The organism is Streptomyces sp. WAC 04229 (assembly GCF_003947455.1).
GTDB lineage: Bacteria > Actinomycetota > Actinomycetes > Streptomycetales > Streptomycetaceae > Streptomyces.
Window position 1 is genome coordinate 50762 of the sequence record NZ_QHJH01000025.1, and the last position, 14040, is coordinate 64801.

The window sequence follows — 14040 nt, forward strand, 5'->3', positions numbered from 1 at the left end:
ATCCTCCCGCGCATGACCGCAGCCAGCAGGCAAGACTCGGGACTGCTACAAGTGCAGCGGTACGTCAGCGGCAGGCAGGTGACGCCCCCACCAATCCCACATGAACTTTTTGCCTGCATGCTTCAGAGTGGCCTGATAAGCGGTGTAAGCCAGCAGGTCAGCGACCTGGACCGGCTGGTTGGTGTCAGAGGCTGCGAACCAGGGATCTTCCACGATGTGCCTGGTGGCTAGCTTCAGCTTCCGATGCTCACGCTGATAGGACAGGTCCGAGCCATCGCCGTCCATCACAATGATGCCGTGGTCACCGGAACCAGCGAGCTGTCGATCAAGATGATGAAGAGTCGCTGTGTACACCGCGGCCCGTTCCTCACCGTACGCTGCTCCCTTCTTGTCAGTGCACCGGTACACGGCCCCGGCCCGGGCACTAGGCATGTACGCCAGCTGAGCAAGCGCCTGCTGAGCCACCACGCGCCGATTTTCCTTTGACCGGTTCCACCTCGCGTCAGTCGAAGGTCGGTCACGACCGTTGATGAACTTCGTCGAGTGGATCTCGAAGTCCGCTGGGATGCCGGTGTCGCGGTACAACTTCTTGCGGAAGTCCAGCCAACAGCGCAGAGCTCTGCTCCAGTAGACGATGTCTATCTCCAGCCAGCCGTAGACGATGAATCCGGTGTCAACCGTGCCCGAGTCGTCTAGGTAGAAAATTCTAGTTGCCACAGTCCCAAACTTAGCCACGTGAGGGACCTTCAACAGCCGGAATGGCAGGATTGCCTCGGGCAGGAGTGGTGTGACCTCGTCCATTGCGCGAAGGCCGTCGTGCAGGTGCTTGATGTCGCCGCCGACCCCGTGGACCGCTACCGTTCGCGGTGCCCGCAAGCATGCCCGCGCGGATGTCGCCGCGAAGATCGACGACGTGGTGCGCTCCCATTGGCAGCCGCAGGTGCGCAAGCAGGCCGCCGCCACCGGCATCACGGGGGAGACCCGGGCCCCGTTCGGCTACACCGCGCCGGTCGGCACGACCGACGACGGACGGTTCCGGCGACTTCCCGTGCACCTTCCCCCGGAGTACGCCCGCCGCCTGTTCGAGGCCCGCGACGCGGGTGCCAGCGACCAGCAGATGCGCGGAATCATCGCCGAAGGGTTTAAGGAAGTGTATTTCCAGGACGGTGGCGGTCGCGCTATGGGACTGTCGGAGGTGGAAATCAACGACATCGACTACCTCGATCTGGACTACTAAATTCGGAGCCCTTTATGGCGAGCATCAACTACCCGTACCCGTACCCGGACCCGAAGAACGAAGCCGAACGCGCGGCGAACCGCCAGGCCGCTGACGACTACCAGCGCCAGGAGGAGGAAGGCCACAACTTCCTCGACTGGGAGAGGGAGCTGGAATGGCGCTGACGGAACTCGAAGCCCTCGCGGCCCGCGTGCGCTTCGACCTCGCGAGCGCCGGCTTCACCTCGGTGGCGCCCGGCCACGAGGACGACCCCGAAGGCGGCCTCCTCGTCTCCGTCTTCGAGGACCTGGACCACGTGCACGTCAGCTGGGGCATGCACGACCGGCTCCACGAGGCCGCGACCGACATGCAGGACGCCGGCCGCCAGAGCGAGGACGTGGTCATCCGCTACGAGACCACCCGCGCCACGATGCACCTCGCCCTCGGCAGCATCCTCAACGCCTTCGGCTACCACACCAGGCCGCACGCCCTCGGCTTCGGCCACATCATCCGGCCCACCACCCAGTAGGAGGGGATCTGTCCATGCCCGCATCCACGGCCACCCGGCGCGCGTACCGTGAGGAGACGACCCGCCGGGAGGACCAGATGAGCGCGCAGCCCGACCACGCACCCGTCACGCCGTACGCCCCCGCGCCCGGGGCGCCGGCCGAACTCCTCGCCCAGCTGCGCGCCGACCGGCGCGCGGACACCTGGGTACCGGCCTTCGAGCGGGAGTGGGCGGCCGCCCTCGAGGAATCGCGGCGCACGTTCTCCCTCGCACCGCTGTACGAGGTCGTCCAGGAGTGGCAGGGCCGTCTCGCCTCCGCCCCGGCCGTCGACGCGTTCGTCGCCTCCGGCTACGACGACAGCGAGTTCATCGACATGGCGGAGCTTCGCGGGCGGCGCCGGTGACCCAACAGCCGTACGCGGTCCGCTTCTCCGCCCCGGCCGCGAAGGTCCTCGCCACCCTGCCCGAGCACGTCGAAGACATGGTGTGGGACGTCCTGGACGCCGCCGCCGGCGACCCGTGGGGCTTTCGGCAGTGGAACACGGAGGACCCCGAGGGCGAGGACGTCCGGCACGCCTCCGTCGGCCAGCTCTCCCTCACCTACTGGGTGAACCGCCCCATGCGACGCCTGTCCGTCCTCACCATCACCTGGCTCGGATAGCCACCCAGTGGCAACGCCCTGACCCCGGCATCGCAACTGCCGGGGTCAGGTCGTTTCGCATCGTAGCCATCTGCGTCCTGCATGGCCTGCCACTGCCGTTCCGCCGCTCTACGCCCAAGGCGAGGCGGTGATCTGCATGTTGTTCCTGCCGAGCTGCCATCGGCCGGGTGCTGCCTGATGGAAGGCGGGGAAGCGGTGCAGGAGCCGCCCCAGTCCGTCCATCTGCCGGCGGTGCGGTTCCTGAACCGCGGCGGGGAGCGCGGCGAGGATGTCGGTCCGGGTCATTGGCTCGGGCGCGCGGGCGAGCAGGCGAGCGACCTGCGAGAGCACGTCGTCCCCAGCGGCGCCGCGCTGCGCCTGAGCCCAGTCGCGCCCGTGCACCTCATGCTGGACGAACGGCTCGCCCAGGATCTTGAAGGCCTCCGTGCCGAACCGGGCAAGCTTCGCGCGAGTATCGCTGGAGAACCGGCTGCGGTTGAGGTACGCATAGGAGCCGACGGCGGCAACCGCCACGGTGGCAGCCACCGGGTGGGCTCGGGCCAGCCGTACGGCTCCGGCCAGACCATATCCGGCTCCCACGATCGTGCTGGTACTGCCCTGCATGCCCGCCTCCGCCTTGCCAATCCTCCCCAGCACAGCCCGGATCGCTTCCCAGTTCGGGACGGCGGCGCCCTGGCGGATCAGGTCACGGTCGGCGGCCAGCAGGACCACGGGGGCGAGTACGCCGGCGAGCTGGAGGATGCCGACGTCGCTGAGGTCCTCGTGGGCGAGCTTGTGGGCGGCCGCCGTCATGGGAAGCCCGTTCACGTCTACGACGTGCAGCAGCGGCACGTACTGCTGCCACCACAGCCGCTCCGCCTGGGCGAGATCGAAGGTACCGCCCTCGCGCTTGCGGTCGGCCAGCACACGAGGGACTTCCGCCCATACGTAGTGAGGGATGAACCCGCGCAGCGTCCCGTGCCGCATCCCGGCGAGGATCGAGGACGGCTGGCCGCGCTTCAGGGCCGCGGTGACGTCCGATGTGAGCACCGAGGTGTCGAAGACTCCGAGCCGGAAGCCGCCGCCGGTCAACGGCACGGGATAGGCGCTGCTGTACATGACGTGAGCGTAGGCCTCCAACAGGTCCTTGATGCAGGGGTTTTCCCCGGCGGCAGGACTTGGCGGGGCCGGGGATGTCAGTGGGGTGGGCCATCACCGGTGTATGCCGCAGAAGGAGCTCCTCCCACCGACCCCGGGGGCGAAGGTGCTCGCCGCGCTGCCCGAGCACGCGGAGCAGATGATCTGGGGCGTCCTGGGCGCCGAGGCTGATGAGATGGCTGGCTGCGTCCAGCGATGCCTGCAAAGGCTGACGCACCAAATGTCGTGAGGGTGACCCGATTGTCAGACCCCTCTGGCAGGCTGACTGACACGTCGTAACGGCGCTGTTACGAGAGGGGTTTCGCGTTGCCCGAAGACTTCCGTGACTCACGTCGGTCATTCAACTCGAGTGAGCGAGTGGCGCTCTTTCTCGCCGCTGGGGGCAAGTGCGGAGCCTGTGGCTCCCCCCTGTTGCCCGGATGGCACGCCGACCACAAACAGGCGTGGACGCATGGCGGCCCTACCGACGTAGTCAACGGCCAGGCTCTGTGCCCGGCATGCAACCTGAGCAAGGGAGACCGATCCATGGGTTGGACTGGGCCGAGCCTGCGTGGCTGGCAGCGCGAAGCACTGGATGCCTACCTCGGCTCCAACTCGGACGACTTCTTGACCGTCGCAACGCCCGGAGCCGGCAAGACGACCTTCGCTCTCCGTGTGGCCCACGAGCTGCTGACAGCTGGCGTCATCACGCGCGTGATCGTCGTCGTCCCCACCGAGCATCTCAAGGTCCAGTGGGCCGACAACGCACACAAATGCGGCATCGCCCTCGATCCGTCCACGAAGAACGCGGACGGACTCGAGAACCCCTCCGACTACAAGGGCGCTGTCCTGACCTATGCGCAGGTCGCCTCGACTCCGGATCTTCACCGTCTGGGCTGCGGCCAACGGCCGACCTTGGTCATCCTCGACGAGATTCACCACGCCGGTGACGAGAAGGCGTGGGGCGCTGCGGTGCAGACGGCCTTCGGCCCTGCGCGCCGACGGCTGGCGATGTCAGGCACACCGTTCCGCTCGGACAACAACCCCATCCCATTCGTGCAGTATGGCGAAGACGGAAAGTCCCAGGCCGACTACTCCTACGGGTACGGACGGGCGATCCGCGACGGCGTCTGCCGCCAGGTCGACTTCCACTTCTACGACGGCGAGATGAAGTGGCAGGGCTCAGACCACGTCACCTCCAGCGCGAACCTGTCGGCGGAGCTCCAACGAAGCGATGCATCGGCCGCCCTTGAAACTGCTTTGGACCCAGGCACCGGCTGGATGCGCAAGCTGCTCGGGCACGCCGACAACGCCCTCCGACAACTGCGCACCGAAGTCCCCAAGGCTGGGGGACTGGTCATCGCCTATCGAGGCTCGCAGGCACGGGCGTACGCGCAAATGCTCTTCGAGATCACCGGTGAAAGGCCCACGGTCGTCCTCAGTGAGGACGGCCCTGAAGCGAACGCCGGCATCGAAGCCTTCGCCCAGAGCACTGCTCGCTGGCTGGTGGCAGTGCGCATGGTCTCCGAAGGCGTCGACGTACCGCGTCTCGCCGTGGGCGTCTACGCAACCCAGACCAAGACCGAGATGTTCTTCCGCCAGGCCGTAGGCCGGTTCGTGCGTCGAAAGAAGGACGAAGAACACCCCGCCCTCATCTTCGCCCCGGCGATCGCTCCCCTGCGGGTTCTGGCAGCCCAGGTGGAGAAGGAGATCCAGCACGAGCTCAAGCTGGAGGAAGAGGAGTTCGAGAAGGAGCAGGGAGAGGAGTCAAACGGGCAACAGACCTTCGAGCTGTTCGCCAGGATTCCGATCGCTGCCTCCGAGCCGACGTTCGACCGGGCCATCCATGGTGGTGAGGAGTACACGCCCGAGGAACACGAGTACGCACAGCGCATGCTGCAGCAGTACTCCTTCCCCTCCAGCGCCTTGCCCTCCCTGCGCCAGATGGTCAGGGAACAGCTCGGAGTCCCCCAAGCGCGCGTCACCATTGAGACTCCGGCGCCCGCAAAGGACGCCAACGCAGGTACCCCCGCGTTCCGGCTCCGCAAGCTGAAGCGGGACGAGGTGAGCCGCCTCGCACGCCGAATCAGCATCGTGGCGGGTCTTGAGCATGCGGTTGTACAAGGCAGGATCAACGAGGCGATGGGCGTCCGCAAGCGCGCGGATGCCAGTATCAAGCAGCTCGAGACCGGTGCCGCCTTCGCTCACCGGTGGCTGAAGGAGATCACGTGACCGATTCCAGCCCGCTCCGGGCCCGCGGAAGCCTCATCGACGCGCTCTCGTCGACTGTGGACCGGGGCGGGCACGGCCTGAAGCACACACCGCCCCTTCTGAGTCGTGTGCTGGAAGAAGGGGCCTGGCAGGAGTTCGAGACCGTCCGCGGTGAAGTCGTGCAGCACACGGACTTCGTCGACTTCGTGACGACTCCGCCTCTGAAAGGACTGGGCGCGACAGTCGACCTGGTACGGCGGATGGTCGCTGATGACCCAGCCGCCCTCGACCTGCTCGACCGCGCCCTAGGAGGCGAGAAAACCTCTCGCGATCCCGACCCCCACAGCAGTGAAGCAACGCCTCCCAGCGCCAAGCAGGCAGCCGCACTACGGCGCCTACAGAAGGACGCGCCAGAACTCCATGCCCGGGTCCTGGCTGGAGAGCTGAGCGCGCACGCAGCCATGGTCCAGGGAGGCTTCCGGGCTCGCACGATCAGCGTGCCGGTGTCCAAGCCAGAGTCAGCAGCGCGGGCACTCAGAAAGAATCTCAAACCGGAAGAACTCGCACATCTCATCAAGCTGCTCAGCGAAGAGGAACCAGCAGAATGACGCTGTCGCTCTGCTAGGCCCCGACCCCGGCATTGCAGTTGCTGGGTCGGGGCGTTTCGCATCGTCGACGGCCGTCCAGCGGTAGTCACCGGGCGGCAACTGGCAGTCATCAGCGGCTGCGGGGCCGTTCGGCACCGAGCTGGACCTCGCGCAGGCACTCACGGCAGTCCGGCAGGCCGTCCACGACACGGCCCTCCTGCGTCGACCAGCTGAAGCCGCACAGCGCCTTCGGCCGGGGGCGCCGGGGATCGCCGGAGGCGGCGTGGGAACCGTAGCCCGGCACGTTCCACACGACCGGCGTCCCACCGTCGTACGGAGCGCCCGTGGGCCAGGTGTAGGCGGCCTCGGTCGTGGTGCAGCGCATCCGCAGATCGGGGCCCTCCCAGCGGTCACCCCGCCGGGCCGCGGCCGCCGCGTCGACGGCGTCGGCCAGGCGCTCGAAGGACAGGTCGTAGTCCGTCATGTGGCTCCAGCTCCCCGGCTCCTGCTTCGCGACCAGGGCGCGGAACTCCAGCAGCAGCCGTTCCAGGTCGTGCCGCCCGACCCGCAGGGTGTCGCTCTCCTCGTCGTACGCGTCGTCAGGGGTGATCTTCACGGGCATCGCACTGCTCCTTGTTCACGCACACTGGTGGGCTGAGTGTGCTGGGGCCGAGGGCATCCCCGCAGCCACCGCACCCCGTGTCACGCTGTGAGGCCTATGAGCCTCACAGCCTGTTTCCCCGGTAGACGGCGGTGAGCTGTGAGGGTGTGAGGTGGAGCTCGCGCGCCACGCTCCCGCGCGCCCTGGTGGAGCCCGCCAGCGCGCAGGACGATGGAATCGTGGGCAGGCACAACGAGGACCAGGAGCACGGCGCCGAACCAGCGCGGCCGGCGCTGACCGCGTCCCGCGCCCGGGAGATGACGGCCAGGCTGCGCGAGGCGATGGACGACGTCCGGCGCTCCGTGGCGGTGCTCGCTGCCCGGGTCCGCGACGCGCACGCCGCCCGCGTCTGGGTGCCGCTCGGGCACGGCAGCTGGGAGTCGTACTGCGCCGTGGAGTTGGCATCAGCCGCGCGCAGGCGTACCGGCTGCTCGACGTCGCCCGCTCCCTCACCGCCATCCACGGCGCGGTCACCGCCGGCACCGAGACGTCTCGCACGCGAGACAGCGCCCCAGACGGCGCGGCCGCGCTCGACTACGGCCTGTCCCAGCGCGCCCTGATCGCCGTCTCCGGCCGTAGCGGTGACGTCGCGGAGCTGATCATCCGCCGACTCGGCGCGCTCGCTCACAGCGGTCTCCAGGCCCTCGATGAGGCCACGGTGCGCGCGGTGGTCCGCCAGGCCGTCCGTGACACCCGAACCGCGCCGCCCCCGCCACCCGCCGTCCCGTCGGCGGACCCGACCGTCGCCGCGCTGCGCCGCGTCGTCGAGGAACTCGCCGCCAGCACCCACGCGATCGGCGAGCTGATGCTCGAAGTCGCGCCGGCCTACCTGTCCGACACCGAGGCGGCCGACGTCCTCGCCCTGCTCTGTGAGGAGATCGGTGAGCCCCTCGAGCACGGCCTCGCCGCCCGCCGCTATGCCATATCCGGTGACCGCCGCGCCCTGCACGGCACCGTCCTCTGACCGCCGCCGCTCGCGGACACCGGCTCCTGCTGTGAGTCACACACGCTGTCTTCCCTGGGGGGCGCGGGGTCCTGTGAGGTTGTCACGTGTGAGGCGAGGGCCCGCGGCAGGGACCTGGTGGTGGCCGTCGGATGCCAGCAGGGCGGGGTCGTGGATGCAGCGCAGCACTTACATGGGCCGCGTAGAACAAGACTGCTGCATAGGTCGAAGGCGGCCCAGGGATGGTGTAGCGGATGGCGCCGGGGTGTTCTGCTGCTCCAGAACGATCCGGGGTAGTCAGTGCTACCGGCCGCGCTGCGGACCCAGCCGGGGACGACGACGGCGCCCTCCCCGTCGGGGCGCCGTGACGGTGCGAGGGTACGGCGGCGATTCAGCCGGCTAGCCGGAGGTTGGGCCGGACCTCGGGGGCGAGGACATCCGCACGCACTGGGTGAACCGGCTCCTGCTCCGCCTGTCGGTCCTGACCATCGCCTGGCTCGGATAGCCCCGGTGCAAGCGCTCGACCCCGGCATGTAGCGGCCAGGGACGGGACGTCGCCAGCGTGAGGGGAACGCGGTCAGCGACCGTAGTAGCCGACACCGAACCCGTTGATCCGGGACGAACCGGATTGCCGGAATTCCTTATGATCACCCGGCATCTGTTGGATTGTCAGTGCCTGGCTCTACCTTCGAAGGGAAGTCCTCCCAAGCGAAGGCGGTGCACGTTGGCGAACGGCGTCTGGCACGAGGAACTCCAGCAAGTCCTCGCACTCGACAAAGACGACCTCGGTCTCCCCCGCGACAGCAGACACCTCGTGCCCGACCTGATCGACGCGCTGCTCCGCCCGATCGCCGAACGCGACCGGTTCCTGCTGCAGTGCGTCGAAAGCCAGGCGGGCCGCGTGTGCAAGGCAGAGGAGAACGGCGTGCAGAGCCGTTTCATGTACGTCCGGAAGCATCGCGGACCCGATGGCCTGGTGCGCTTGCGGGCGGCGCACCTGCCCACGTCCCACGAGATGACGCCAGAGGAGAGCGACCGGCACAAGGCCATGAAGGAGTTCGTGGCCCGGACCTGTGACGCGGCTGGCATCCGGTACGACGTGGAGAAGGCGACCAAGTTCCGAACGTCCCGGCCGGACGTGACCGTCATCGGCGATGGAGGGCTGAACCTGGGATGCGAGGCGCAGTACTACAACGCCAGCTCCGGGACGGTTCTACGCCGGTCCCGAGCACACGCCAGCGCCGGGCTCACCGCCAACTGGATCACCGACAACGACAAGTTCCACCTCGTCGACCGAGCGAACTGGATGCTGACCCGGCCGGCAACGTGGCGGCAGATCAGCAATGCCACCGATCTTGCCCTGATGGGCGGCTACCGCGTCCTCGTCGAGTGGGCCTGCACAGCGGCGGCTGAGCGTCCATGCCCCGACGGGCTGGCGAAGACCGGCTGCGGCCGGGTGCACCTGCAGTGGGACACCCCCCGGCGGCTGGACGACGAAGGTACGGGCTGGACCGGGGAAGCCGGAAACACCCGGGGCGTCACCGTCGGCCAGACGCTGATCGGCGCGGCCACCGGAACCGTGGTGCCGCTCTTCATTCCCTCACAACGCAGCCCGCGGGCTGGGACATACATGTGGGTGCCTGCCCGGGACCGGGCCACGTGGTCCGGGTACCGGCCGATCGAAGAGCCGCCAGCCGAGGGAGTCATCGAACCTGGCGACGCGATCCACTTCTCCGGTGAGCAGGCGGAGCTGTCCTGCCGATTCGGAGAGGAAAAGTGGACGCCAAGCGCACCGCTGCCCCGACGCGGCCTCGCGCAGCTCTCCATCACCGTCGACAGGCCCCAGCCTCCCGTGCGCCCAGCCGCGGCGGAGCTCGCGCCGCAGTGTGCCCCGCCGGTCCTCCGCCAGCCGCAGCCTGGGGAAGGCGAGACCGAGGTTCTTCGGCGTGACCAGACGGCGCAGCCCGCCGTCCCGACCTTGGCTGCAGAGCCGGGCAGTGCTCCCGCTGCAGAGGACCGGCAAGCCCCTCAGGACGCGCCCGGTACAGGCGCGTCGAACACCGAACCAGATTCGAACACGCGTATCGTTTCGGTCATGGCTGAGACGTCCTTTCCCAGCGACCTGCTCGCCGCCCGGACCCGCCTGAACCAGGCCACCGCGGAGCTGTCGGCGCTGCTGCGATCCCTGCCCTGGTCGGTGGAACCCGCAGAGGGCTGGCCCGGCATCGAACACCCTCATACCGGCGAGGTCACCGGAGGCCGGGAGCCCAGCCCGGGATGGACCAACGAGCAGAAGGCCGCCGTCACCCGACTGCGCCAGGAGTGCCTCGAACTGTCCGCAACCATCGTCACCCACTCGTACTGGGATGCCTTCCAGGGCGAGGACGTGGTCAAGGAACGGATGCGCCTCAAGGCCGCCTCCCGCCCGATGACCACAGCGGGCCTGAGCCCGGCCGCCTGAGCCGCACGGCGGGGGCACGCCCTATATCCACCCACCCCCGGGGAGGGGAGCGCCACAACCGCGATCCGTCGGCAACCCTGGCGCAGGGCGGCACTTCATGCCCGTGAACCGCAGCTGCCCGGTGCGGCAGCGCCTGGGGATCAACCGGGTTCGGGGAGGCGAGGGAGTTGAACGACGCGACGCGCACGCCGCCCGCGTCTGGCTCCCCCTCGGGCACCCGAGCTGGGAGTGGTACTGCGCCGCGGAGTTCGGCATCAGCCGCGCCCAGGCGTACCGGCTCCTGGACGTCGCCCGTTCCCTCGCCGCGATCCACGGCGCCGTCGCGGCCGGCACCGAGACGTCACGCGAGACAGCGCCCCCCGGCCGCCGCGACCGCGCTCGACCACGGCCTGTCCCAGCGGGCCCTGATCGCCGTCTCCATCTGAGTCACGATGAGACGCGCCGGACGGGCAAGTGAATCACCGGCGCAGATGGCTGGAACAGCGCGCCGAAAGCGTGCGAAAGAGACTCGGGTACGTGGCTGGGGCGCGCCGGGGCGCTGTTACGCCAGCGGAAGCGGCTACGGCGGCTGCCTTGACGAAAAAGCTCAAACTCCCGCCAGTACTCATCCCATGCGCTCGGAGAGAGACGGCGTAGGACATGACCAGGCATCGGCTGATACTGACCGGCAGCCGAAGTGGTTGTCGACACCCGCGGGGTATCGCGGATGCCCAGGGAGGCTTTGACGGCTTCGCGCCGTGCCGTAGCGAAGTCGAGATCAGGGAAGTACTCGCTTCGTGGACTGGATGACGGCGAGATCGCGCGGCAGCTGGTGAGCGCATAGGCCTCGGTAGCCCTGTAGTTGGGATGGGCTGGGGACAGCCATGCGCGCGTGACAGCGCCTCCTTGACGGTGCGCTTCAGTGCGCAGCGCTTCGAGGCGGGAGCGCGGTTGTCCAGTGGAGCCGATCTTCACGTACGTCACACCACCAGTGATCGCGAGCACATAGACGTGTCCGGTGCCTTCCAGCGCCTGCCTGGGCACCTGTTGCGCCTTGAAGAAGTGCAATAACCAACTGCGCGGATCGTTGTGTACCAGTTCGAGCATGTCCCACCCCTTGGTTTCGGCTGTGACAGTGAATCGAAAGGGGCTGACAGCAGGTGCTGACCTGGCATTTTCCCTCGCGCGGTCAGAGTGAGCGGCGTCGGCGTGCCGTGGTTTGTTCTGCTCCTCCAGAACAAACCGGTTCACCTGGTGCTACCGGCCGCCTGCTGCTCGTGGCGGGCGAGGGGGGCGGAGCAGCTGGCGTTTGTTCTGCTCTCCTAGAACAAGCCGGTTTACCTAGTGCTACCGGATTGATCTCGGGCGGACATGAAGGAGGCGCCGCACCCGGGGGGTGCAGCGCCTGTGTGTCTTCGCGGGGCCAGGAGGCCGCTGGAGGGCCGTTCAGGGTCCTCGGTGGGGTGATCAGCCGGTGGCGGCGAGATTGGCCACCTGGGCGGCGAACCGGGCCCGTCGCTGCTCGGTGAAGCTCTCGGGGTCGGCGGCCTTGATCTCGGGCACCGCCATAACGGGGGAGGAGACCGCACCGCCGGTCAGCAGCGGGTGGAGCTGGTAGCGGCCGTCCTCGAGGCCCCAGGCGAGTCCGCACTCGCGCAGCTCCTTGAAGCCGCGGTTCACGGTCGGCTTACTCGCGCCCAGCTCGCGTGCCATCTCGTTCTGGCTGATCTCGGCGGTGCCGGTCTCCGGGTCGCTGAGGTACAGCAGCTGGTCCAGGACGCGACGGCCGGCGGTGGAGACGTCGACCAGGGCCAGGAGGCGCAAGACGTCACGAGTGATCGTGACGGGTGCCTCTGTGGGAGGGCTGGGGACGTAAGAGCTACTCACGGAGCCTCACCACTTCCGATCCGGTTGACGTGTATCGAGGATATGCCGCGCGCGGTCATGCGCTCGCCTTGCGCACGGGCCGACGCTGCCGCAGCGTGACGACCTTCTCCTTGCGGCGGGCCGACTCAGCGGCCTTCTTCTCCGCCTCACGGGCCTGGCGCCACTCGGTGGGGTATTCGGAGTGCGGGATGATGCAGGCCGGGCCCTCCGCGCTGTTCCACAGCGCCTGCCACTTCTCCTGCTCGCCGGAGGTGCCGGCCACCGTGAGCCACGGGTTCAACTGGAGGATCCCGCGCTTGGCGGTGCGCATCCAGCCGATGTGCGCGAAGAACTGCGACGCCTCGTTCACCGAGGCCGCCGACAGGTTGCACCGCGCCTGGAGGTCACGCTGGTTCGTCTTCACGAAGCCGCGGGCAGCGGCCCGGACGTTGTCGTCGGCGCGGTTGGCGTTCTGCAGCGCTACGAGCTTGCACCAGACCTGGAACCAGGAGCCAGGCATCTTGAGACTGCCGAGCACGTCCATCAGCAGCCGGGCGTCCAGCACGTAGCCGCTGCACTCCGCGCTCGCAGCGAACTCACGACCCTTGATCTTCTCCACGCCCAGGATCAAGCCGCCCTTGCCGTCCGACCGCGCGACAACGCGCTCGCCGGGGCGGACGATCGGCAGCTGTTCCATCAGCACAGTCCTCCAGAGATGATCAGCGTTTCGGGGAGCACGGTAGCACTAGGTAAACCGGCTTGTTCTGAAGGACCAGAACAAACGATGCCTCACAGTCACTTGATGACCCGTCAGCTTTGAGAGGTGTTTGTTCTGGATCTCCAGAACACCCGGGACGCGTTTGTTCTGGAAACCTAGAACAAACGGTTTCGCATCGCCGCAGGTCAGAGCCGTTTTCGGCGCGGAACGCTCTTATGTGTCACTAGAGCCCGGCTGCCACACGAACCCCTGCCGACACGCCGCGCGGTGCGCGGCACAAGCAGCTGGCAGCAGCGGGCGTGTCGCCGTCGACAACCACCGGATCGGGGAGGCCAGCCCCTGTGGCTGAGCTCGCTTCGCGTGCGACACCGCGCCTCCGTGCGGGCCGTGGACAGCAGCAGCGGCTCTGAGTCTCGGGTGGTACCGGCCGTGACGCTCAAAAGCACGAAGGCGTGGCCGGTGCCGGTGGGCGGTTCCGCCGCCCGGCCCCGGGGGGCCGTTCGGCTCCGGTACCTCCGCACGTCGAATTCCGGCGCCCGCATATCTGAGCTTCCGTTCTGCGGCTGAGCAATTCACAGCCGCGCAATCTCGAATTCTGCCGGTAGTTTCTCACTGAGGGCTGGGGTGGTGCAGCTAGGTTCCAAACACTACACAGCGGGTGGCCGTGATGCATCACCCTGGCAGTGGGTTCGCTCACCCGGGTGACGCGGCGGCGGATTCTGCACCACTCGGGGGGTAGACGTGTATGCTGGCGTCGTACCAGTAAACGTGAACGCGTCGATTCGGTGCTAGGGGAGGGGTTCGGGTGGAGCGCAGCGGAGCCCGTCACTACGCTGAGGCCGGCACCCGATCCGGCCGACGGTCCGTCATCTCCACTACGGGGGTGATGGTCAGTAACCCCAAGCCCTACACAGGCCCGCGCGTGATGCACCTCCCCCCGTAGCCAGCCCGGGTGATCGCGCTTGCGCGGTCGCCTCCAATTCGCGCTTGCGCGAATTGCATTCCGTTAGGAATTCCGCTTGCGGAATTCAATTCCCGCGCCTGCGCGGGAATCCGAATTGCGCTTGCGCAATTCGCGCTCTATGCCCCGGCTTGCCGGGGCATATCCCGCTC

At 67.9% G+C, this 14040-nt stretch carries 15 protein-coding genes and 2 pseudogenes; 10 read left to right on the forward strand and 7 right to left on the reverse strand.

The features are described from left to right. Positions 1-45: 45 nt before the first annotated feature. Complete coding sequence (locus DMH12_RS10285) at positions 46-801, reverse strand: DUF3800 domain-containing protein (protein ID WP_125491264.1); 756 nt, start codon at positions 799-801, stop codon at positions 46-48. 3 nt (positions 802-804) lie between these two features. Between DMH12_RS10285 and tpg the strand changes: the two are divergent. The 5 genes and pseudogenes from tpg to DMH12_RS10305 all read left to right on the forward strand — a co-directional run. Continuing rightward, positions 805-1237 (forward strand): annotated as a pseudogene (gene tpg / locus DMH12_RS10290) (telomere-protecting terminal protein Tpg); the annotation flags it as partial. A 14-nt stretch (positions 1238-1251) separates the two neighbouring features. After that, complete coding sequence (locus DMH12_RS39015) at positions 1252-1401, forward strand: hypothetical protein (RefSeq protein ID WP_185832236.1); 150 nt, start codon at positions 1252-1254, stop codon at positions 1399-1401. Next, the gene (locus DMH12_RS10295; protein WP_125491265.1) at positions 1392-1745 is read left to right on the forward strand and encodes a hypothetical protein; all 354 of its coding nucleotides are present in this window, start codon (positions 1392-1394) and stop codon (positions 1743-1745) included. The genes DMH12_RS39015 and DMH12_RS10295 overlap by 10 nt, the downstream gene beginning before the upstream one ends. Before the next feature lie 77 nt (positions 1746-1822). Continuing rightward, a complete protein-coding gene (locus DMH12_RS10300; RefSeq protein WP_031045436.1) occupies positions 1823-2128 on the forward strand; it encodes a DUF6247 family protein in 306 nt (101 codons plus the stop codon). Beyond that, positions 2125-2385 (forward strand): hypothetical protein, encoded by a 261-nt coding sequence (locus DMH12_RS10305; RefSeq protein WP_125491266.1) that lies wholly within the window; start codon positions 2125-2127, stop codon positions 2383-2385. Before DMH12_RS10300 ends, DMH12_RS10305 begins: the two co-directional genes overlap by 4 nt. 108 nt (positions 2386-2493) lie before the next feature. Here DMH12_RS10305 and DMH12_RS10310 read toward each other — a convergent pair whose 3' ends face one another. Further along, a complete protein-coding gene (locus DMH12_RS10310) occupies positions 2494-3483 on the reverse strand; it encodes a PIN domain-containing protein (RefSeq protein WP_125491267.1) in 990 nt (329 codons plus the stop codon). 396 nt (positions 3484-3879) lie between these two features. On the opposite strand from DMH12_RS10310, the pseudogene DMH12_RS40455 reads away from it, so the two are divergent. From DMH12_RS40455 to DMH12_RS10320, 3 genes and pseudogenes are all read left to right on the forward strand, one after another. Further along, positions 3880-4032, forward strand: a pseudogene (locus DMH12_RS40455) (HNH endonuclease); the annotation flags it as partial. A 15-nt stretch (positions 4033-4047) separates the two neighbouring features. Next, entirely contained in the window at positions 4048-5733 is a 1686-nt protein-coding gene (locus DMH12_RS10315; protein ID WP_260474165.1) for a DEAD/DEAH box helicase, read from the forward strand. Beyond that, positions 5730-6320: a hypothetical protein gene (locus DMH12_RS10320; protein WP_125491269.1), complete on the forward strand. Its 591-nt coding sequence runs from the start codon at positions 5730-5732 to the stop codon at positions 6318-6320. Before DMH12_RS10315 ends, DMH12_RS10320 begins: the two co-directional genes overlap by 4 nt. Positions 6321-6429: 109 nt before the next feature. Here the strand turns inward: DMH12_RS10320 and DMH12_RS10325 are convergent, their stop codons facing one another. Both DMH12_RS10325 and DMH12_RS39730 read right to left on the reverse strand, forming a co-directional pair. Then, a complete protein-coding gene (locus DMH12_RS10325) occupies positions 6430-6921 on the reverse strand; it encodes a hypothetical protein (protein ID WP_260474166.1) in 492 nt (163 codons plus the stop codon). A gap of 103 nt (positions 6922-7024) precedes the next feature. Then, positions 7025-7588 carry a hypothetical protein gene (locus DMH12_RS39730; protein ID WP_260474167.1) on the reverse strand — a complete coding sequence of 188 codons (564 nt, stop codon included), beginning with the start codon at positions 7586-7588 and terminating at the stop codon, positions 7025-7027. Positions 7589-7618: 30 nt separating this feature from the next. Here DMH12_RS39730 and DMH12_RS39735 point away from each other — a divergent pair, with 30 nt between their 5' ends. Both DMH12_RS39735 and DMH12_RS39740 read left to right on the forward strand, forming a co-directional pair. After that, positions 7619-7924, forward strand: coding sequence for a hypothetical protein (locus tag DMH12_RS39735; protein ID WP_260474168.1), 306 nt, complete (start codon positions 7619-7621; stop codon positions 7922-7924). Positions 7925-8717: 793 nt separating this feature from the next. Continuing rightward, entirely contained in the window at positions 8718-10364 is a 1647-nt protein-coding gene (locus tag DMH12_RS39740; RefSeq protein ID WP_260474169.1) for a hypothetical protein, read from the forward strand. A gap of 426 nt (positions 10365-10790) precedes the next feature. Here DMH12_RS39740 and DMH12_RS10350 read toward each other — a convergent pair whose 3' ends face one another. The 3 genes from DMH12_RS10350 to DMH12_RS10360 all read right to left on the reverse strand — a co-directional run bounded on the left by DMH12_RS10350 (position 10791) and on the right by DMH12_RS10360 (position 12906). Further along, the gene (locus DMH12_RS10350; RefSeq protein WP_125491270.1) at positions 10791-11450 is read right to left on the reverse strand and encodes a GIY-YIG nuclease family protein; all 660 of its coding nucleotides are present in this window, start codon (positions 11448-11450) and stop codon (positions 10791-10793) included. Positions 11451-11810: 360 nt separating this feature from the next. Then, on the reverse strand, positions 11811-12167 hold the full coding sequence (locus tag DMH12_RS10355; protein WP_260474170.1) for a helix-turn-helix domain-containing protein: 357 nt from the start codon (positions 12165-12167) through the stop codon (positions 11811-11813). Positions 12168-12285: 118 nt separating this feature from the next. Beyond that, on the reverse strand, positions 12286-12906 hold the full coding sequence (locus DMH12_RS10360) for a hypothetical protein (RefSeq protein ID WP_125491272.1): 621 nt from the start codon (positions 12904-12906) through the stop codon (positions 12286-12288). Positions 12907-14040 lie beyond the last annotated feature (1134 nt).